Origin of the sequence: Pelobacter propionicus DSM 2379 (genome assembly GCF_000015045.1) — a bacterium.
GTDB classification, from domain to species: domain Bacteria; phylum Desulfobacterota; class Desulfuromonadia; order Geobacterales; family Pseudopelobacteraceae; genus Pseudopelobacter; species Pseudopelobacter propionicus.
This window is the reverse complement of the sequence record NC_008609.1, coordinates 2,983,794-3,005,082: the sequence shown is the minus strand read 5'-3', so window position 1 is coordinate 3,005,082 and position 21,289 is coordinate 2,983,794. Positions and strand designations below refer to the sequence as shown.

Sequence of the window (21,289 nt, the reverse complement as noted above, 5' to 3'; positions counted from 1 at the left end):
AAGTCGATTGTAAAAAAAAACATTACACTTTATTATGGCCCGATGCATTTTGTAAAGCCAAATCCTGCCGTGCGGGGCGGTGACAGTGATGCGGGTGCCGGTCTGTGTGATGGCGGTCCGTTTGTTCTCGCCCATCTCTCCGATCCGCACCTCTCCCCTCTGCCCGGGGTTCACCCCCGTGATCTTCTGAACAAACGCCTGCTGGGCTACTTCTCCTGGTATCGCCGCCGCCGTCACATTCATTGCCCCCACGTCCTCGACGCATTGCTGAACGATCTGGCCCAGGCAGCCCCGGACCATGTGGCCATAACCGGTGACCTGACAAACCTGGGCTTGCCCGACGAGTTCCGTCAGGCGGCTCGCTGGCTGGAGCGGGTGGGTTCGCCGGCGAGGGTCATGGTCGTGCCCGGAAATCATGAGTGCTATGTGGCTGCCCCCTGGCGTGAGACCTTTGGCAGATGGGCCGATTACCTGGCCGGGGACGGGGCAGTGGCGGACGGCGTCTATCCGCGCCTGCGCGTGCGGGGGGGCGTGGCATTGATCGGGCTCTCCACTGCCCGACCGAGCCTGCCCTTCATGGCTGTGGGCAGTCTGGGCAAAGAACAGCTGGACAGACTTGAAGATCTGCTGGAACAGACCGGGCGGCGCGGCCTCCTGCGCGTTGTCCTGCTCCACCATCCACCCGTTCCCGGCAGTATTGCCTGGCGCAAGCGCCTGACCGACGCCAGCGGTTTTGCCGCGGTCATCGGCCGCCAGGGGGCCGAGCTGATCCTGCACGGTCACGCGCACGTATCCATGGAGCGGGAACTGGTTGCCGGGACGGTGCCGGTCTTCGGCGTTTCCTCGTCCTCGTCCTCGTCCTCGCAGTCGGCTCCGCTCCGCACCGCCAGCTACACCCTGTACCGTTTCCGGCGCAGGGGAGACGTATGGGAGGTGCTGCTGAGCGTTCGTATCTACTCCCACCGGGAAAGCCGCTTCGTGCTAGCCCGGGAGCGGGAACTGCTTCTGCCCGCACCTGCGATCGGGAGAACAGCCGGTTAGACGATTCTTCTCGTCAGGATTGCGCCTCCGGCGAGAACGGCCAGGGCGGGGAAGAGGGTGGTCCAGAACGGAGAAACCTGGAGGATAAGGCCGGTGTAACCCAGTATCTGGTTGAGGTAGAAGAACACCACGCCGAAGATGGCACCGATCATGATATGCCAGCCAAGGCTGGCGCTGCGGGCCGGTCTGCATACCAGGGGGAGGGAGAGCATTATCATTGCCGCCGTAATCACCGGCAGGGTCAGCTTCTGCCAGAGCGCCAGCAGGTAGCGCCCGGCATTCTGCTCCCTCTTCTGGAGGTTGCTGATGGTGCCTGACAGCTCCGAAATGGAGAGGGTCTGGGGGGGGAGCGTCAGTGCGGCTGTCTGTTGAGGGGTGAGCAGGTGGGGGAGGACCAGCCTGGGCAGTGCGCGGACCGAATCTCCCTGTTCCGTGATCTCCTTGCGCAGCACATGGTGCAGTTCCCAGTTTCCATTGGCTCCGATGCGTGTTTCCCTGCCATGGATGTAACCGGTCAGGGCATCCCGGTTATCGAATTCGTAGATATCCACGGCCTGTACTCCGTTGTCCCGGGCGGTCCGCAGGTTGATGAAGCGCCGCTCGTCTCTGGTCCAGAAACCGCCCCGTGGCAGGAGCGTTCCCGATTTCGAAAGAGCTGTTTCGCGCCGGGTCCAGGCGGTCTGTTCGAGGGTGGGGATGATGAACTGGGCTCCCAGCAGAAGAACGAGCAGCGTGAGAACGGCGGGCTTCATGAAGGTCCAGCCGATGCGCTGGACGGATATCCCGCCCGCCCGCAGCGCGGTCAGTTCCTGGTTCTTTGCCAGCAATCCCAAGGCGATAATGCTTCCCAAAAGAGCGCTGGGTGGAGCCATCTCCAGCATGCGTCCGGGAAGTGTCAGGCTCACGTACAGCAGGGCGTCGCTTACGTCGTAGCGCCCCTTGCCGATGTCGTCCAGCTGTTTGGCCAGTTCGAAAAAACTGAGCAGCCCGGCCAGAATCAGATTGACGCTGAGCCAGCAGCTTGCAAAGCTGCGGCCCAGGTAACGATCGATAATCTTCACGGCGTTCCCCCTCCGCTGGTTCGGACCCGGCGCAGTCGGAGCTTCCGCAGGGGGCTCTGGACGGGGAGCAGGAACAGCACCAGACCGGCATTCAGCAGCGTGACCCACCAGATGCCGGGCACGGCGCCCACCACCTGCTTTTCAACCCAGGTCTTGGCGATCAGGCTCAGATTGTAAATGACGAAGAAGAGGATGATGGCCGCGACCACCTTGCCGTATTTGCCGCGCCGCGGAGCGACCCGGCTCAAGGGGATCGCCAGCAGGGCCATCAGCACGGTGGAGATGCCGGTGGAAAAGCGCCACTGCAGCTCCGCGATGTCCGCCGGATCCGTGGACGTGGCCAGATGTTCCGTGGAGGCCGCCTTGCGCCTGTATTTTGCGGGCGGGATTTGGGGCGGTTCCAGCTGGAGCACGTTTTCCTGAAACCCGACCAGGTGATCCGTTCCGGTTTTCAGGTTCAGGCTATAGTGGGAGCCTTCCTGGAAGACGATTGCCTTTTGCCCCTCGCCCGGGCCGTTTGTCTGGAATGCTGATCGGGCGCTGGTCACCCTGCGCTTTTCCGGTCCGAATTCCCACACCCACACATTACGGGCTTGGTTTCTGGCCGGGTCGAGCTTTTCGGCAAAGAACACCAGATTGTGGCTGAGTTCGTAGAACCGGCCGGCTTCCACCTTGGCGATATCGAACTCGTTCTGCCCCCTGGTCTCCAGCAGATACATCTTCCCGTAGGCCCAGGGGCGTGCATGGAGGGAAAGTCCGGTAACCATAAGGGCAAGCAGAATGGCGAGGAAGAGAACAGCGCTGATCAACTTTTTCTGGCTGAGGCCGCCCGCCTCCATGGCCGTGATCTCGCCATCGGCATACAGACGGCTGAGGGCGAGAACGATGGCCAGATAGAGCGTGACAGGAATCAGGACTTCCAGGGCGATCAACACCTTGAGCGAGACCAGGGCGACGACCGTTCCGCCCGAGAGCAGGCCGTTGACGGCGTCGTTGAGGAACCGGACGGCGCTGAAGCCGGAGAAGATCATGATCAGCACCGTGCAGATAACCACCAGGGGCGCGCAGATTTCACGCACTATGTAACGTTCGATAATCAACGTAATCTCGGTCTTTCGCGGTCAGTGAACATCGTGACGGGTAATCTCAACGGCGGCGGTTTCCGCAGTATGAGGCAGTAAAAAAGCACCTACAATATGATCTTGTAAGTGCTTATCGTGCCGGCTCCTGTGTCCATCACTCTCCCTGTGCGCCAGAATGGACGTTTCTCTTTTTACGAGGGACAGTGAGAAAGAACGGGTCATGTATAGCAGAGTTGGGCCGAGCTTTCAACCAGGAAACGGCGGTTCCGTGCCCAGGATTCCCGGGAAGCCGTTGGAGCGGGAACGGCATTGTCAGGATGAGGCCCGCAGCCCGCTCTCCGGACAGTGTTCGCAGCTGATGGACTGGCGGCAGGTTGGCTTCCAGCAGTTAAGGAGACGGTCTTGACTGAAATACAGGCGTTCGGCATGTTCCATGTTCGAGGATTTGATCAGGATGAGCTCATCGGCAACCACATCCTCGGCCAAAAGACGGGCTGCCGCCTGGAGTGATTCCACCATGAAGAGCCGCCCATCCGTCTCGGGGGTGAGCAACCTTCTAATGTGCTGAGCCTTGTTTCCAACGAAAAAGACCCTGTCCGCAACGTTCAGCGCCTCTCTGGCCATGCTGCGGTATTTGCTTGAGGATGAGCCTGATGTATCTGAAAACGAGCCGAACACGACCGTCTTTCGGGGAGCAGCGGCATCGGTCATCGGCTCGAGCACCTTGGCAACAGTCCAGTACGGAGCTTTGGCTGTGTCGCAGATGTACCAAGCCCGTTGCGAGGTGGCGTGGATCGTCATCCTGCGCGGAAAACTCTCCACGGCGTGAAGGGACGCGGCACACTGCTTCAGGTCGATCCCGGCCGCAAGGGCGCCGCAGACTGCCGCCAGGATGGAACTGGCCAGCAGGCTTCCGAACAAACCGGTCTCGATGCGTACGGATTCACCCTGGTACGTAACGGCCAGTGACAGGCGTTCCGGCCAGGCGCAGCGTATGTCGCTGCCGCGCACGTCCGCTTCCTCCCATAGCCCGTAGGTCAGGACGCGCGCCTTGGAACGCCGGGCCATGGCGAGCACATGGGGATCATCGGCGTTGAGTACGGCCACTCCGGATTCTGGGAGAAATTCGATCAGCTTTCCTTTTTCGAACGCGGTTGCCTCCAGCGTCCGAAAGTTGCAGTAATGGTCCTGGCCGACACTTGTCACAATGCCGATGCGGGGACGAAGTAGAGGTAATCTTTCATTCATGCATCCCGTCCCTTCTACCCCCACTTCCTGGAGCACAAAACGGTGGGAGCTGTTCACCCGGCGCAGGTTTTTTATAATAGCCTTCCGGCAGTTGAATAAGATGCCAATGCGGCATGAGTCTCTGTCCGAGAGGATTTTTCCCAGAAAATGGGTGGTGCTGGTCTTGCCACAGCTGCCCGTTACGGCAATTGCCGTGGTTTTGTCATAAAAGCGCCGACATATCAAATATCTAAGGAATTGCCACCGGGTCTTCAGCCAGTGGATCTTCTTTCGTGGGGTCGTCATCTTTCGCAATCCTTTCCTGGCAGCGCTGTCCGGGTGGAGGTGGCCTAACCTGATGTGGTCGAGGGGGAGACAAACCTGATGTTTTGTCGTTTTTGGTGTCAGGTCGCCCGCTGCACCTGCTTCAGTCCTTGGTAATAAGCTTCATCCGGTATCCTCTTGTCAAGAGACGAATGCGTTTACTCGAACTCGCTCAAAAGGCCTCCAGCCTGTATGTGCGGCAGGTTTCCGATGAAAAGCGCAAATTGCTTAGTCAGGTGTATTCGAACTCCACTTTCGGCAGTGGGGAGTTCAGGCCAAACTTCAGGAAACACTTTGATCTGCTTGCGGAATCAAACCGGGAGTACGAAAGAAAAAAGGTCACTTCCGGGAGCGGAAATGACCTTTTTAAAATTTGGCGTCCCCGAGACGATTCGAACGTCCGACCCCTTCCTTAGGAGGGAAGTGCTCTATCCGGCTGAGCTACGGGGACAGGTGGGAAAGAGAGCTATGTATACCAGAGTTGCGCGGTGCTTTCAACTGTATTTCGCTGTGGACGGCGAGGCACTGCTGGTGTCATGCGGATGCCCATCGATCAGAAGTTGAGCAGCGAGTATACCTTGCCGGCCGGTAGCTTGGAGCGGCCGTTGAGGAAGTTGAGTTCGGTCATGAAGCAGCAATCCACTATTTCGGCCCTCATGCTCAGCACCATGTCCACCACGGCCGCCATGGTGCCACCGGTTGCCAGCAGGTCGTCTGCGATCAGCACCCGCTCGCCCGGTTTGATGGCGTCGCGGTGAATTTCCAGGGTGTCGGTGCCGTACTCCAGGGAGTAGGTCTTGCTGAAGGTCTCCGAGGGGAGCTTGCCCGGTTTGCGCACCAGTACCACGCCGGCGCACAGCTTATAGGCCAGGGCGGCGCCGATTATAAAGCCGCGTGCCTCCACCCCCACCACCTTGTCAACGCGTTGCCCCACGTAGCGGTGTGCTATCAGGTCGATCATGCGCTGATAGGACTGGGCATCCTGCAGCAGGGTGGTTATATCCTTGAATACGATACCCTTCTTGGGAAAATCGGGGATGTCGCGAATGATGCTCTTCAGGTCTTCCATCATACGGGGAATGCTCCTCTGTGTTTGATTGTTCGGCTTGGTCCGCTTCTCCGTGCTTTGCCGGCTAGGTGGGCTTCACGCAGGCGTACAGCTTTTCCAGAGACTTGGCCTCGATCTGGCGGATGCGCTCCCTGGTTACGCCAAAGCTTCGGCCGATGGTGTCCAGGGTTTGGGGTTCCTTGTCGTCCAGGCCGAAGCGCAGCGCCAGGATCTTCTGTTCGCTTTCGCTCAACTCCTTGAAGTGCTCGGAGATCTGCTCGTAGCGATCGATGTTCTCCAGCAGGTCCGACGGGGCGACCATGGAGGTGTCTTCGATGGTGTCGATCAGGAAGTAGTCGCTGCCGTCGCCGATGGGCGTCTCCATGGAACAGGTGCGCCGCAAGAGGGTCATCAGCCTGCGCACATAGGCCAGTTTGACGTTCATCTCCTCGGCGATCTCATGGGCATGGGGCTCACGTTGCAGGGTCTGGGACAGCCGGCGGGTGACCTTGGCCATGCGGTTGATGTCGTCTGATACATGAACCGGCAGGCGGATGGTGCGGGACTGGTTGACCAGTGCCCGATCGATGGCCTGGCGTATCCACCAGGTGGCGTAGGTGGAAAAGCGGCACTCTTTGGCCAGGTTGAAGCGCTCCACCGCCTTGATCAGCCCCAGGTTGCCCTCCTCGATCAGGTCCAGGAAGGGGAGGCCGCGGTTGATGTAGCGTTTGGCGATCTTGACCACCAACCTGAGGTTGGACTCGATCATCTTGTTGCGGGCGGCCATGTCACCCTTCTCTATCTGCCGGGCCACCTCCTTTTCCTGCTCGGCGGTCAAAAGCGGGGTGCGCTGGATGTCCCGCAGATAGATCTTGATGGCGTCGTCAAAGGTTTCCAGCACCGCCGGGGGCAGCTCCGCCTCGGCATGGTCATCGCTGCCCTCTTCTTCTTCGCTGAACGTCGACGGCTCTTCGGTGTCGTTGGCAACCAGTTCCGAAGCGGCATGAGGCTCATCCAGGGAAAACCCGTTGTCCAGCAGAGAGTCTTCGTTTTTCATTCGCCCATATCCCCCTTTTCGCGTGAAGCTGAAATAGTTGCTGAATCACACCAGGCGCGAAGAGCGCGGAGAGATCGCCAGGGCCATGTGCCGCGGGTTATCTCGCCGTGGCAGGCCGACCCGTCATCTCTGTCGGTGATAGCTGTATCTTCGCCCGCTCGCTGTTGTGAAGCACGCGGGCGCTACCACCCCTGTCTGCCGATCAGCGGCACGAAGCGGCAGCCGATGGATGTCGTCGTTTCCAGTGTTCCGTCGTTCTTCCTGACAATTTTCACCAAACGTTGTTCCCGTTCGTCTCCCACCGGAATAACCAGGCGGCCGTCAACGGCCAACTGGTCCGTGAGTACCTGGGGAACCGCCGGAGCCCCGGCGGTGACGATGATGGCGTCGAAGGGGGCCTCCTCATCCCAGCCGATGGGGCTCCCCTCGCTGTCGTTGATGCGCAGCATGACGTTGAACAGGCGCAGGGAGTCCAGGCACTTTCTGGCGCGCAGGGCCAGGGGGCGGATCCGCTCCACGGTATAGACGCGATCGGCCAGGGCGGCCAGGATAGCCGTCTGGTAGCCGGAACCGGTGCCGATCTCCAGCACCTTTTCCCTGCCGGTCAACTCCAGCAGTTCGGTCATCAGTGCCACGGTATAAGGCTGGGATATGGTCTGCTTCTCCCCCACCGGCAGTGAAGAGTCGCTGTAGGCCTGGGCCGCCATGGCCTCCTGGACGAAGATGTGGCGCGGTGTTTTCAGCATGGCGTCCAGCACCCGGCGGTCGGTGATTCCGCGGGTCGCGATCTGTTCCTGAACCATCTTTTTACGTGCTCTATCGAAATTCATGCAATGCTCCAGGTGCCCGCACGGGCCGGCGGCGCTAAAAAACCCAGGTGGTGATCACCTTCATGGATGCGTAGTTGGTCAGGTCCAGGTGCAGTGGCGTAATCGAGACATGTTTCCTGTTGATGGCGTGGAAGTCGGTCCCCTCGTAATCGTTGAAGTCCGCCTCACCGCTGCCTATCCAGTAGTACTTGCGGCCGCGGGGGTCGGTTTTGTCGATCACGTTGCCCACAAAGGAACGCTTGCCCTGGCGGGTGACCAGCGGCGGCCTGATCTCTTCAGCGGGGCAGTCGGGAACGTTGACGTTCAGGAAGGTGTCCTCGGGGAGGCCGTTTGACAAGACCTGGCGGGCCACCCGGACGGCAATCTGGGCAGCCTCGGGAAAATGGCCGCTCCGCTCCTGTGTGGCCAGGGAGACGGCGATGGCCGGGATGCCCATCAGGGTCGCCTCGATGGCGGCCGCCACTGTGCCGGAGTAGGTCACGTCGTCGCCCAGGTTGGCGCCGTGGTTGATCCCGGAGACGATCAGGTCGGGTCGGAAGGGGAGCAGGCTGTGGATGCCCATGTTGACGCAGTCGGTTGGGGTGCCGTCCACGGCGTAGAAGCCGTCACGCAACTCGAATACCCGCAGGGGGGAGTTCAGGGTCAGGGCATGTCCCACGGCGCTCCGCTCCCGGTCGGGCGCCACGACGGTTACCTCGCCCAAAACCCGCAGGGCCGAGGCAAGTGCCTGGATGCCCGGGGCCTGGATGCCGTCGTCGTTGGTTACCATAATATGCATAGGATCTATCCGGTTGGTTTTTGTGCCTTCAAAACCAGCCAGTTATGGCAGAAAAATATCCAAAAATCAAGGAACCATCCTAGCTGCCGTTTATCCGCCATCGGTGCTCTCTCTTTGTACTGATCAGTACCTGAAATGAATCGCGTCGTGCCTTTCGGGGCAGGGCAGCTGTTGGGCGGCTTCCGTGGTGTGCACATCAGACCGACTCTTGTTCCTGGTGCTGCCTCCTTTTCCGGCTGTGCGCGATTCGTCATCGGGGGCACGGACAGGTTTTGTGTTTACAAATCCGGGTGAAGCGGCTACATTTTTGCGGATTCCTGGCGCTTTGCGGGAGTCGTCTTCTGTCGTCGGTTACACATATTCTTGCTGTCTGGAGGTCATACCCATGAAAGCTGTTTTGATGGATGGTTTCGGTGGAATCGAGGTTCTCGGGCTGGGAGAGGTCGAGCGTCCCGTGCCGGGTGAGGGACAGGTGCTGGTGAAGACGTTTGCCACCTCCATCAACCGCCCCGACATGGTGCAGCGTCAAGGCAAGTATCCGCCGCCAGCGGGCGATTCCGATATCCTCGGCCTGGAGGTGGCCGGCGTCATCGAGGAGCTGGGAGCCGGCGTCATCGGTTGGAAGAAGGGGGATCGGGTCATGTCGCTGGTGGGAGGCGGCGGCTATGCCGAGTATGCCGTGGCCTATGCCAGCCACCTGATGCCCATCCCTGAGAGCATGAGCTTCGAAGAGGCTGCCTGCGTCTGCGAATCCTCCATCACCGCCTTTCTGAACGTATTCATCCTGGGCGAGTTCAAGGATGGCCAGACCGCCATCCTGCATGGCGGCGGCGGCGGGGTCAACACTGCGGCGATCCAGCTCTGTCGTGCCCTGACCCCTGGTTGCCGTCTGATCGTCACCTCTTCTCCCGAGAAGATGGAGCGGGTAAAACAGGTCGGTGCCGATTTCCTGATCAACTACCGCGAGACCCCCGATTTCAGCGATCTGGTCAAGGAGTATACCGGCAAGAAGGGGGTCGATCTGATCCTTGACCACATCGGCGCCAAGTACTTGGCACCCAACATGAACTCCCTGGCCTACAAGGGGCGCATGGTGGTTATCGGCGTTACCAGCGGCATCAAGGCAGAGCTGAACCTGGCCCTGATGATGGTCAAGCGCCAGCAGATCATCGGCAGCGTGCTCCGCTCTCGCCCGGTCTCGGAGAAGGGGGAAATCGTGGCTGAGTTCACCCGTCGGGCCCTGCCCAAATTCGCCGACCGTACCATTGTGCCGATCATCGAGAAGGTCTTCACCATCGATCAGGTGGTGGAGGCCCACCGCATGATGGAAGAGGACCGCCATTTCGGCAAGATCGTGCTGAAGATACAGTAGGTTTCCTGCAATGCAATGGATCAAGAGCCCCTGGTGCTGGTCGCCAGGGGCTCTTTTTTCCGGAATCTGTGATTACGGGAGGATGGGGCGGGTTGACCGAAGGCCAGGATAGCCACTGAAGATCATGCCCGTGTGGGACGGATGAACTTTGCCCCGGCGGCAGCTAGGCCTGGAAACGCGTTGTATCGGAAACAGTCTGTTGCACCACTTGATGCAGCTATTGTGCAGCGAACTGAAAAAGCCGGCCGGGAATTTAATCCCGACCGGCTTTTTCAGTTCAACCCACGTTGGTGGTCGTTATATCCGTCCCATTATCAGGGGATCATCCACTGCAGGTAGTAGGCCTGCAGGTAGACCATGACGCCGACGATTGCCGTCAGGAACAGGGAGTGCTTGAGGGTGAAGCGGAACAGGGTGCCCTCCTCGCCGACCATGTTGCAGGCTGCGCAGGCAACTGCAAGGGATTGGGGGGAGATCATCTTGCCCATGACGCCGCCGGAGGTGTTGGATGCGCCCATCAGGGTGGGGCTCAGGCCCAGTGATTCGGCGGTTGCCTTCTGCAGGCCGCCGAAGAGCACGTTGGAGGAGGTGTCGGAACCGGTCAGGAAGACCCCCAGCCAGCCGATGAACGGGGCCACGAACGGGAACCAGTGGCCGGTCTTGGTGAAGACCAGGCCCAGGCAGTTGGTCATGCCGGAGACGTTCATGATGTAGGCCAGGCCCAGCACGCCGGCGATGGTGATGGCCGGGAACTTCATGGCGTTGCAGGTCTTGCCGAAGATGCCGATTACGTCGCCCATGCCGACGCCGCAGATGAAGGAGGAGAGGAAGGCGGCGATCAGGATGGCGGTGCCGGCCGCGGACAGGAAGTTAAAGGTGTATTTTGCGGCGATCTTGGTGGGCAGCTGGCCCTTGAGAGCCTTCTCAAGCGGCTTGAACTGGTCCTTGACGATCAGGTTTTCCTTTTCCAGGTCGGCGGTCATCGTGGTTATGGCGCCGGAGTTCTTGTTGATGGCATCGAAGGCGGCTAAGCGCTCGTCGGTCAGGACAGCTCCCTTGCCGGCCAGTCCCTGCTCGATGGGAACGATCGCTTCTTCCTGGGTCTTCAGCTCGTTCAGCTTGGCGATGGCGTCGGCCAGTTTCGGCTCGGAAGCGGGCAGCTCAGCCAGCAGCTTGTTGACTTCCGTTTTGACCGCTTCGGCCTTTGTCAGGCCGTCTTCAGGCTTGGATACGCCCTTGATGACTTTTTCATGGTAGCCGGTGACGGTGATGACCTGCTTGTAGATGTTGTCGAGAGACTTCTTGACCGACGGCAGACCCCAGAGCAGGACGAAGATGGTCAGGGCCAGGTAGGGGGCCCAGCCGCGGAAGATCTGGGCGCCGGTATAACCGTGCTCTTCCTTGGTGGCCATTTCCTCATGGTCGAAGTGATAGGTGGTGGGGGGCTGCCAGAACTGCAGCAGGATGACCAGGGCGGCCATGGAGCCGAGGGAGGCGGTGATGTCCGGCAGATAGGGGCCAAGGTAGCTGGCGGTGATCCACTGCAGGAAGGCGAAGGTTGCGCCGCAGGTAATGACTGCCGGGAGAACTTCCAGGGTCTTCTTCAGTCCGACCATGATCAGGATGGTGTAGAAGGGGATGAAGACCGAGATGAAGGGGAGCTGGTGGGCGATCATCTTGGACAGCTTAAAACCCTCATCGGTATAGCCCATGACGCCTGCCAGGGCCACGACCGGGATACCGATGGCGCCGAAGGCCACCGGCGCGGTGTTGGCGATCAGGCAGACGCTGGCGGCATAGATGGGACGGAATCCCAGGCCCACCAGGGTGGCGCCGGCAATGGCAACCGGCGTGCCGAAGCCGGCCGCGCCCTCGATGAATGCGCCGAAGCAGAAAGCGATCAACAGGGCCTGGATGCGACGGTCAGCGGTAACACCGGCCAGGGATGCGCGGATGATCTCGAACTGGCCCCCCTTGACGGTGATGTTGTACAGGAACAGGGTTGTCAGAACGATGTAGAAGACCGGAAAGAGGCCGAAACCAGCCCCCTGCACAAAGGCCCAGCCCGCCAGGTCGGCAGGCATGCCCCAGATGGTGACGGCAATTATGAATGCCGCTCCCACCGCGATCGGCGTGGCCTTGTGGGCCTTCATCTTGAGAACAGCCAGACAAACAAAAATGATCACTAGCGGTATGGCGGCAACCAGCGCCGACATACCAATGCTTCCTCCTACCGGTGTATACGTCTGAATCCACGGCATGTTTTACTCCCTCCTTTTATGGGTGTGGTTGTTTTTGGGTAACTCGTAAACTTGCATTACCAATTATCCTTTTTGGCCTATCGCTGTCAAGACAAAAAAACGAATCGTATACCGTCTTTTGATAATGGTGCGTATTCCCTTGTGCGCAGGATAGGCTGGTATTTGTAACCATGCCATAAGAAAGGGCAATAATGTGTGGTGCGTAGAAAAATACGAGCTTAGGAGCGACATTAAAGCGCGCCTGAGGCGGCATATTCTGTACTACGAAAGCAGGAATCTTGATGCAGTCTGGCATCGTGCTGGGGCGAAGGTCTTACCACTTAGTGGTCTTTTTCGCGGAGGGCGAATGCTCCTAGGGGAGCCGGGGAGTGTGGCCGCGGGATGGATTGTCCGTTGTCTGAACGCGCGTTGTGACCGGTTTCCCCGATCCTTGATTATACCACCGTAAAGTGATACACAAATCCGATGCCCGAAGCGCCTCCCGAAAAACTCCCCTTGCCGCTCCTTCTGCTGCGACGGACTGAGCCGGGCCTGCTCTACTATCTGGCTTCCAAGCCGCACCTCGTGGCCGCCGCCGGCCGCTGTGACAGTGCCGTCGTTGCCCGCGCCGAGTGGGGCGACAACTCCGTGTTGACGCTCGTCTGCGTCGACGGGCAGCGGGTTACCTTCACCGCCACGGACCGGCTCGTCCCGCACTGCAGTTGCGTCGCATGGACGAAACAGTCCCAGTGTCCCCATGTGGTTGTTACCTGGATCCAGCTGAAACGGATCCTGACCCCCTCGTCCTTTTCCCAAATCAGGATAAGTGATTGGGTGTTGAACGATCTGGCAGATCTGCTCAACGTCTGCCCGGATGTTGCCGGCAGTACAACTGAGAGAATTGCCGCCGCCTCCCCGCTCCCGGCAGGAGCCAACACCGCTTCGAGCGGCGCGGTAACGGGGGATAGCCTGATCCGCTTTGTGCTGGAAGCCGACTACGGCAGGCTGTACGGCGCGTTCAGGCGTGGTGGCGAACGGGTTCAGCGTTGGACGGTCGGAGTCCCCCGCGACGTCATGCTCTGCATCCAGCGCTACCCCATTTTCGATGCGACCATGCGCCATCTGGCCGCGGTCATGTCGGCCACCGGCAGGCGCTATCCGATCGTCTTCCGCGACGGTTCGGGCAGCGAATGCCCCCTGGTCCTGCGGCCCGAGGCGCCGCGACGGGCCTGCCTCTCCTTTGCGCTGGAGGAGGGGAGGGTCTCCATTACACGCATGGTCGACGGCACCGGCGAAATGCCGGACAGTATCATCGCCGCCCAGGAACTGCTGCTGGACCTGGAGGGGGGCGGGATTCATCCTCTGGTGGACGCTGCTGTCTGGCGCATCTGGGACACTATCGGGGAGGCCCTGCGTCAGAGAGGGGGGGAGTGCGCCTCAGGGGAGCGGCCCGACAATGGGCAGGCGCTGCTCAGTTCGGGAGCCAACCGTCTCGTTACGGAGCGCGAGCACTTCAACGGACTCTGCCTGCGGCTGGCCCAGAATCTGGAGCGGTCATTCGGGGAATCGCTGCTCTTCCACCAGGAGGGGGCTGCGGCCGACGCGTTGGTGCGTAGGGATGCGTTCTGTCTGCTGGATCTGCCGTCCCGGCTTGATGCTCCCCTGATCAGTCTCAGGCCGCAAGTCTCCTGTGATGGCGCCAGATATCCCTTTTCCAGCGACCTGTTCGGCTACTTCGACCCGCTGCGGCGCGCGCACCTGCCGGCGCCGCTCAAGGCGAAAAAGCGGGTGCGCTCCATCGTGGAGGCCTGTTTTGTCCTCGGGGATGCTGACACGCCCGCTGCCGCCAGGAACGTCATAAAGACGGCGCTGAGCGGGCCGGATTACCTTAAGCGCGCTACCAAGAGCGGCGCACGCCAGATACTGAACAGATTTGTCGAAGAGCGGGGCAGGAAGCCGATCATGGTCCAGGCCCTGGCGGATGGCTGGCGCTTCTCAGAGGATGACCGGCTGGCCCAGATCCGGTTGATGAGGATTTTGTACGATTTCTTCGGCAGTGAGCTCAGTGATACCTGGGACGAGTACGAGGGGATGATGGTCGAGCGGGAGGCGCTGCTGGCCGTTCTGCCCCGTCTGGCGGACAGGCTCCAGCAGGAGGGCTTTTTACTCAGGGTGGGGGATGAACCGCTGGCCAGCGCGGTGTGGGATTTTTCCCTGGACGCAACCACCAGCACGCTGGACTGGTTTGAGCTGCGCCCCGAGATCCGCTGCGATGGCGAGCTGATCAGCGGCGATGAGTTGCAGCAACTGGCCCGGGGAGGTGTCCTGCAGCGGGATGGGCGGTTGATCCTGATCGACGACATGAGCGCCCGCATACTGGCCATGCTGGCCGGTGTGGTCGCGCCCGGCAAACGGAGGAAGAAGGGGGGGCAGCGGGTGGCCAGGATCCCCCGCCTGCAGATCCTGGACTGGCTCCAGCTGCGCAGCCATGGCGTCAGGGTGCGCCTGGCCCCCGGGGACGCCCAGGTGCTGGAGAGCCTGGTAAACTTCGAACGTATCCCCCGTCGTCAGCTGCCGTCCGGCCTGAACGCCACCCTGCGTCCCTACCAGCGCGACGGCTACCACTGGCTGGCCTTTCTCTACGAACACCGCTTCGGCGCCTGCCTGGCCGACGACATGGGGCTGGGCAAGACCGTCCAAGGCATCTCGCTGCTGGCGGGGATCGCCGACGGCGCCATCGCCTGCGGTGCCGAGGCCCATGCCCCGCACCTGATCGTGGTGCCCCCCTCGCTGATCTTCAACTGGGAGAGCGAGTTGGCCCGCTTCTTCCCGGCTGCGTCGCTTCTGATCTACGCCGGGCCGGGCCGTTCCTGCGACGACTTCGGCGATCACGATATCATCCTGACCAGCTATGGCATTGTCCAGAGGGACATCGAAACGCTGGGCAACCTGCGCTTCAACGTGATCATCTTCGACGAGGCCCAGGTGGTCAAGAACCTCAAGGCCGCCACCACCGGCGCGGCCCGGCGCCTTGCGGGCGTCTTCAAGCTGGCGCTGACCGGTACGCCGGTGGAAAACCGCATAGAAGAGTACTACGCCGTCATGGACCTCTGTCTCCCCGGTCTGCTGGGCACGCCGGAGGAATTCCGCCGCCGGGTGGCCGGCCAGGGGGAGGCGGGCCTGGAAATCCTGCTGCGCCGCACCCGCCCCTTTGTGCTGCGCCGCAACAAACAGCTGATCTCCGCCGACCTGCCGGAGAAGATCGAGACCGACATCCTCCTGGAGCTGTCGCCGAAACAGAGGGCGCTCTACCAGCGCACCATCGAAGAGGTGCGTGGCCAGATCAACGAGGCCTTTTCCAGCCGTTCACCCGGCCAGGCGCGCATCATCGCCCTGACCGCGCTTCTGCGGCTGCGCCAGATCTGTCTGGCCCCGTCGCTGGCCCTGCCCGGATCGTCGGATTCGTCCCCCAAACTCGATTTTCTGGTGGAGCAGCTCGCCGAACTGCGTGACGAGGGGCACAGCGTGCTGGTCTTCTCCCAGTTCACCTCCTACCTGGACATGGTCGAGGAGGCCCTGAAACGTCACCACCTCCCCAACCTGCGCCTGGACGGCTCCACCCCCACGCCGCAGCGCAAGCGGCTGGTGCAGGGGTTCCAGCATTCCGACAGCCCGCTGGTCTTTCTGATCAGCCTCAAGGCCGGCGGCAAGGGACTCAACCTGACCCGAGCCACCTATGTTTACCACCTGGACCCCTGGTGGAATCCGGCGGTGGAGAATCAGGCCTCCGACCGGGCGCACCGTCTCGGCCAGACCCGCCAGGTGACCATCACCCGCCTGATCATGCGGCACACCATCGAAGAGAAGATGATGGCGCTCAAGGAGCAGAAGCAAAAGCTGTACAGGGCCATACTGGAGGAAGGAAGCGGGGGAAAGGGGGCCGGTCTGACCCGGGAAGATCTGGATTTTCTGCTGGGGTAGCCCGGATAAACGCACCCCGTAGGGGGGAGAAGGTCGCTTAGGGTGAGTGTGGCGGAAAACGGATAGGCTCAGGGGATGTGCCCGGTTCGGGTGCGCGGGCGGCGGTCAGATGTAGTACATGAAGCGGTGCTCATCCTCCCGCTTGACTCCCATGGCCTGACCCCGTTCGCAGAGGGTCTGAAGGGTTATGCCGGAGAAGAGTTCGCCCAGCAGGGCGCTGGCCTCTTCCCACACCGTCTGGGTGACGCAACTCCCCTCCTGGGCGCATTCGCCCGTGCGTTTGCTCTTCTTCTCCGTGGCGCCGGCGCACTCCACCAGCAGCACATCCTGTTCCGTGGCGTTGAGAATCTCCAGGATCGTAATCTTGTCCGGGCTCCTGGCCAGGAAATAGCCCCCCTGGGGACCACGCTTGCTCTTCAGGATACCTGCCCGTTTCAGGTTCTGGAAGATCTGCTCCAGGTAGCGGGGGGAGATGTCCTGGCGCCGCGAGATGTCCTGGATTTGGGCCGGCGCGGTACCGCAATTGTAGGCTATGTCGAACAGGGCGCGTAGACCGTAACGGCTCTTGGTTGTCAGGCGCATGATTCCCTCCCGTGGCGGTGTGCTACATCAAGCAGAAGAGTTACGAAAATGCACCTGTTTTGTCAACAAAATAAAGCGTCTGCCTTGCGAACGCCTCTCTCCCTTGCCGCGCGTTCCTTTCAGTCGGCCACCCGGGATACGGTTACCACCAGCAGCTCCCCTGTTCCTGCCTGCATGAGGATTCTGGAGCATTCCTCCACCGTGCTGCCGGTGGTGAACACATCGTCAACCAGCAGCACCCGTTTACCGCTCACCAGGGAGGCGTTTTTGACCCTGAAGGCATCCCTGACGTTCTCCCGGCGCTGCCCGGCTGTCAGGCTGATCTGCGGTTCGGTCCAGCGCACCCGTTGCAGAGTCTGGCGCTGGAGCGGGATGCGCCACTCCCTGGCCAGCAGCTCCGCCAGCAGCAGGGCCTGATTGAATCCCCGGCCGCGCAGTCGTCTTACGTGCAGCGGCACCGCTATGATCAGCTCGGGCCGCCACCCTGTCACGAAATCACTCAACTGCTCCACGATCACTAGCCCCAGGGGACGGCGCAGGTGGGTCCTGGCGTTGTACTTGAACGCATGGATCAGGTCGCGCACCGGCCCCTCATGGAGCAGCGCGGCCCGGGCGGCGTGGAAGTGGGGGGGATGCTTCAGGCAGGATTGGCAGGGGTGGTCATGGCCGGCTCCCTGGAAGGGGATGCCGCAGATCGGGCAGATCGGTTGCGTGGGAGCTGGCATTCGCTCCCGGCAGGAGCTGCAGATGTGCAGCCTGCCGGCCCGGGGGATGAACTCCCCGCAGACGTGGCAGTGGGGGGGGAGGAGGAAATTCAGTAGGGCAGTGAAAAACGACTTCCGGTTTTTCTCGTGCATCCCTTCCTCCCCCGACCGGACAGCCGTAGCCGGCATCTCTGTGTTTCAGGTGACGGCGCACCGTCGCCCGATTATTTGATCACCCTGATTGACCTGATTTCCACCCGTTCCAGCGGCACATCCTGAAATCCCCCGCGGTACCCGGTCCTTACCCTGGCGATCCTGTCGATCACCTCCATCCCTTCAACAACCCTGCCGAATACGGCATACCCATGACCATCGGGAGAGGGGCGGTTCAGAGTCCGGTTGTCCACCTGGTTGATGAAGAACTGGGACGTGGCGCTGCCCGGATCCGCAGTGCGGGCCATGGCCAGGGTTCCGCGCCTGTTCTCGAGTCCGTTGTCCGCCTCGTTCCTGATGGGCGCCCGGGTGGGCTTCTCTCTGAATTCCGTATCGAATCCTCCCCCCTGGATCATGAAGCCCCGGATCACCCGGTGGAATATGGTTCCGTCGTAAAAACCGGTGGCCACGTAGGCCAGAAAGTTCGCGACGCTCAGCGGCGCCTTGTCGCGGAACAGTTCCAGCTTCACGCTCCCCAGGCTGGTTTCCATCACCAGCAGCGGATTGTCCTTTCCCTCCGCCAGGGCAACGCTGGCCGACAACAGCAGTGCAAAAAGCACAACGACACATCTTCTCAGCATGACAACTCCTCGTTTTTTTGGATGATGAAACCGCGATACTACCCATGGCTTATGGTTATACGACAGGACTCGGTCCAGATCAACCATTGGGAACAGGGGGGCTGCCCGGCAAAGCGCAGTCCCCTCGCGTCCAGGTCCGGCCTGCTTGTAGTCGAGTTTTCTTAGTGTATTGTTATGTATCGGCTTGTGAGGAGAGGCTACTCGCTCCGCTCACCCTGCCGCTGAAACTCCGCGATCTTCCCCGGCGCCAACGGAAGCGAGAAACCGATGCCCGAGAAGTTGAAGAACGATAGTGAGCGCTACCGGACAGTGGCGCGGATCTGCTGCTCGGCTGCGGCCGCTGTCGCCCTCATGGTTTGGCTGGCGCTGGAGCTGGGCATCCCCCGCGTTCCCAGCCAGGGGCACCCCCTGATCCTCATGGCCCCCAGTACGGTTCTTGCGTCCCTTCTGTACGCAGGCGCCGCTTTCCTCATCGCCGGCCAGGGGCGGGAGCACCGTGTGGCGCGGGTCTGTCTGGCCGCCATGCTGCTCTGTGGGGCATTGGTAGCCCTGCTTTCGCTCTGTTTTCCCCATGGTTGGTATTCCGGTTTTCAACTCCCTGCCGCCCGCCCGCCTGTGGGCGTCACCCAGACGCCTCTGGACAACATGTCGCCCATCACCGCCATCAGTTTTCTTGTGGCCGGTTGCGCCTTCTCGGTTTTGCTGCCCGCCGCTTCCCAGGGGAAACGCCGTGCCAGGATGTCGTTTTGGGTCGCACTTCTCTTTCTTGCCGGCTATTTCATGCTTCTCCTGGCGTATCTTCTGGGCACCCCCATGTTTTACGACGGGCTCCTGTTTCCTCCGTCGGCAACGACCTGCCTGGCCTTCATGGCGCTCTGGTCGGCGTTTCTCGTCCTCTCCCTGCCCGCAGCATGGCCTGATGCCCTGCTTCCCGATGGTGGGACGCGACGTTCGACCCTGGCGCTGATGGCGGGTTTCGTCCTGTTGGTTCCTGGGCTCCTGGGCGCCGGTTTTTTCTATCACCGAAACATGGAGAGCGAGCGCCTGCGGGAGGTTCAGGGGCGCCTCTCCGCCATTGCGGACTTGAAGAGCGGTGAGATCGCGCACTGGCGAGAGGAACGGCGCATCGATGCCAGCTTCTTCCACCAGAACCGGGCCTTCAGCGCCATCGTTGAGTCGTACCTGCGCGCATCACCGCGGGGCAGGGGGGAGCATGCGCTGCACGCCTGGCTGGCAAGTGTCCGGGCAAACCGCAACTATGACGGCCTGTATCTTCTGGACGGTGAGGGTCGTGACAGGCTTGGCTACTCTCCTGACAAGGATCCACCCCCCGGCCCACTGATCGAAGGCGCCGCCCAGGCCCTGCGTTCCGCCAATATCGGTTTTGTTGACCTGTACCGCGACCGCCTGAACGGGAAGATTTCCATGGGCGTCGTGGTGCCGCTCTTCGATGCGCTGAATCAGAGAAGGAAGGTGGCCGTTCTTGCCTTGCGCATAGATCCGGAGCAATACCTGTTTCCCTTTGTCCGGGTCTGGCCCACGGTGAGCACTACCGCCGAGAGTCTGCTGGTGCGGCGGGAGGGGAACCATGTCCTGTTCCTGAACGACGTGCGTTTCAATAAAGAGTCGGCCCTGCGACTGCGCATTCCCATGGACAGGGGGGAGGTTCCCGCGGTCATGGCTGTCACGGGGCGAACCGGACTGGTGAAGGGAGTCGATTATCGCGGCGAACCGGTGCTGGCCAGCCTGCGGGCCATACCCGATTCCCCCTGGCATCTGGTGTCCCGCATCGATTCCCATGAGGTGTACGGCCCGCTCAGGGAGAGGGTGCGGATAACGGTGGCACTGATCGCTGCCCTCCTGGTCAGCGCCGTTGGCGTCGCGGCCTTTGTCTGGAAAAAACGCAATCTTGATTTTTACCGGCAGTCGGAACGGGATGCCAGGCGGCACAGGGAGCGTCTGCAGTGTCTGGTTAATGTCCTGCAGTATCAGGGCGACAGCATCGAAAGCATACTGGATTATGCCCTGGCCGAGATGCTCGGTTTGACAGGGAGCCGCTATGGCTACATATTCTATTACAACGAGCGGAAGAGGCTGTTCACCCTCTGTTCATGGTCGGGCAATGTCATGCCTGACTGCGCGTTAGTGGACTTCCAGGAACAGTGCCCTCTGGAGAATACCGGCATCTGGGGAGAGGTGGTCCGTCAGCGCACAGCGATCGTCATCAATGACTTCAGTGCGCCCAACCCGCTCAAGACGGGCTATCCGGAGGGGCATGTGGCGCTGACCCGATTCCTGACCGTGCCGGTCATCGACCAGGGAAGCATCGTGGCGGTTGCCGGGGTGGCAAACAAGGAAACAGAGTACGACGATTCGGATGTGACGCAGTTTTCGCTGCTGATGGACGCAGTCTGGAAGGTGGCGGAACGGAAACGTTCCGAGGATGAGCTGAGGCAGAGGAATGCCGAGTTGGAGCGCTTCACCTACACCGTCTCCCACGACCTGAAGAGCCCGGTGGTAACCATCAGCGCCTTTTTGGGGTACCTGGAAGCGGATATGAAAAACGGCGACCAGGAACGAATCGGAAAGGACATTGGCTATATCCGCACCGCCGCCGACAAGATGGGGTTCCTGCTGGGCGAACTGCTGGAATTCCTGCGGGTAGGTTGGGTGATCAGCAACCCGGTGTGGGTCGATTTTCAGGACCTGGTCCAGGAGGCGCTGCAACTGGTTGCCGGTCCCATCAGCAGGCGGAGGGTACGGGTTGATGTCCCCGTGAACCGGATCATGCTCTTCGGCGACCGCTCCCGGTTGGTGGAGGTCTTCCAGAATCTGGTGGAAAACGCCGTCAAGTATATGGGGGATCAGGCTGACCCGTTCATCGGGATCGGTGCGGAACAGATGGCGGGGGAGACCGTCCTTTTCGTTCGCGACAACGGCATGGGAATCGACCAGCGCTACCGGGAAAACATCTTCGGTATGTTCAATAAGCTGGATGTGGCCAGCGAGGGGAGCGGCCTGGGGCTGGCGCTGGTCAAGCGGATCGTTGAGATGTACGGCGGAAGGATCTGGGTGGAATCGGAGGGAGAGGGAAACGGTTCCAGTTTCCGGTTCACCCTGCCCAAGGCCTTGGGCAGGAGTGGGGAGTGAAGGGGGCGAACGAGAAAA

The 21,289-nt window shown here is 61.0% G+C and carries 15 protein-coding genes and 1 tRNA gene; 4 read left to right on the top strand and 12 right to left on the bottom strand.

The window, feature by feature from the left end; all coding sequences use genetic code 11:
• Positions 1–69 precede the first annotated feature (69 nt).
• Positions 70–1,041, top strand: a complete 972-nt coding sequence (locus PPRO_RS13600; RefSeq protein WP_232286648.1) for a metallophosphoesterase family protein — start codon at positions 70–72, stop codon at positions 1,039–1,041.
• Here the strand turns inward: PPRO_RS13600 and lptG are convergent.
• The 8 genes from lptG to surE form a co-directional block, all read right to left on the bottom strand.
• Positions 1,038–2,102, bottom strand: coding sequence for an LPS export ABC transporter permease LptG (gene lptG, locus PPRO_RS13595; protein WP_011736594.1), 1,065 nt, complete (start codon positions 2,100–2,102; stop codon positions 1,038–1,040). The two genes, PPRO_RS13600 and lptG, sit on opposite strands and share 4 nt — an antisense overlap.
• Positions 2,099–3,202 carry an LPS export ABC transporter permease LptF gene (gene lptF / locus PPRO_RS13590; RefSeq protein WP_011736593.1) on the bottom strand — a complete coding sequence of 368 codons (1,104 nt, stop codon included), beginning with the start codon at positions 3,200–3,202 and terminating at the stop codon, positions 2,099–2,101. The genes lptG and lptF overlap by 4 nt, the downstream gene beginning before the upstream one ends.
• Before the next feature lie 294 nt (positions 3,203–3,496).
• On the bottom strand, positions 3,497–4,717 hold the full coding sequence (locus PPRO_RS13585; protein ID WP_011736592.1) for a Mur ligase family protein: 1,221 nt from the start codon (positions 4,715–4,717) through the stop codon (positions 3,497–3,499).
• 392 nt (positions 4,718–5,109) lie between these two features.
• Positions 5,110–5,186, bottom strand: a tRNA-Arg gene (locus tag PPRO_RS13580).
• Between the two features lie 102 nt (positions 5,187–5,288).
• Positions 5,289–5,804, bottom strand: coding sequence for an adenine phosphoribosyltransferase (locus tag PPRO_RS13575; RefSeq protein WP_041532834.1), 516 nt, complete (start codon positions 5,802–5,804; stop codon positions 5,289–5,291).
• 64 nt (positions 5,805–5,868) lie between these two features.
• Positions 5,869–6,840, bottom strand: coding sequence for a sigma-70 family RNA polymerase sigma factor (locus tag PPRO_RS13570; RefSeq protein WP_011736590.1), 972 nt, complete (start codon positions 6,838–6,840; stop codon positions 5,869–5,871).
• 182 nt (positions 6,841–7,022) lie between these two features.
• Complete coding sequence (locus PPRO_RS13565) at positions 7,023–7,670, bottom strand: protein-L-isoaspartate(D-aspartate) O-methyltransferase (protein WP_011736589.1); 648 nt, start codon at positions 7,668–7,670, stop codon at positions 7,023–7,025.
• A 34-nt stretch (positions 7,671–7,704) separates the two neighbouring features.
• Complete coding sequence (gene surE / locus PPRO_RS13560; protein WP_011736588.1) at positions 7,705–8,448, bottom strand: 5'/3'-nucleotidase SurE; 744 nt, start codon at positions 8,446–8,448, stop codon at positions 7,705–7,707.
• Between the two features lie 385 nt (positions 8,449–8,833).
• On the opposite strand from surE, the gene PPRO_RS13555 reads away from it, so the two are divergent.
• Positions 8,834–9,820, top strand: a complete 987-nt coding sequence (locus PPRO_RS13555) for an NAD(P)H-quinone oxidoreductase (protein WP_011736587.1) — start codon at positions 8,834–8,836, stop codon at positions 9,818–9,820.
• 314 nt (positions 9,821–10,134) lie between these two features.
• Here PPRO_RS13555 and PPRO_RS19675 read toward each other — a convergent pair whose 3' ends face one another.
• The gene (locus tag PPRO_RS19675; RefSeq protein WP_011736586.1) at positions 10,135–12,081 is read right to left on the bottom strand and encodes an L-lactate permease; all 1,947 of its coding nucleotides are present in this window, start codon (positions 12,079–12,081) and stop codon (positions 10,135–10,137) included.
• 465 nt (positions 12,082–12,546) lie between these two features.
• On the opposite strand from PPRO_RS19675, the gene PPRO_RS19670 reads away from it, so the two are divergent.
• Positions 12,547–16,041: a DEAD/DEAH box helicase gene (locus PPRO_RS19670; RefSeq protein WP_011736584.1), complete on the top strand. Its 3,495-nt coding sequence runs from the start codon at positions 12,547–12,549 to the stop codon at positions 16,039–16,041.
• A gap of 105 nt (positions 16,042–16,146) precedes the next feature.
• On the opposite strand, the gene PPRO_RS13535 is transcribed toward PPRO_RS19670, so the two are convergent.
• From PPRO_RS13535 to PPRO_RS13525, 3 genes are all read right to left on the bottom strand, one after another.
• Positions 16,147–16,623 (bottom strand): RrF2 family transcriptional regulator, encoded by a 477-nt coding sequence (locus tag PPRO_RS13535; RefSeq protein WP_011736583.1) that lies wholly within the window; start codon positions 16,621–16,623, stop codon positions 16,147–16,149.
• 119 nt (positions 16,624–16,742) lie between these two features.
• Positions 16,743–17,480: a ComF family protein gene (locus PPRO_RS13530; protein WP_011736582.1), complete on the bottom strand. Its 738-nt coding sequence runs from the start codon at positions 17,478–17,480 to the stop codon at positions 16,743–16,745.
• Positions 17,481–17,551: 71 nt separating this feature from the next.
• On the bottom strand, positions 17,552–18,121 hold the full coding sequence (locus PPRO_RS13525) for a peptidylprolyl isomerase (RefSeq protein ID WP_011736581.1): 570 nt from the start codon (positions 18,119–18,121) through the stop codon (positions 17,552–17,554).
• 267 nt (positions 18,122–18,388) lie between these two features.
• On the opposite strand from PPRO_RS13525, the gene PPRO_RS19665 reads away from it, so the two are divergent.
• Entirely contained in the window at positions 18,389–21,271 is a 2,883-nt protein-coding gene (locus PPRO_RS19665) for a GAF domain-containing protein (RefSeq protein WP_011736580.1), read from the top strand.
• Positions 21,272–21,289 lie beyond the last annotated feature (18 nt).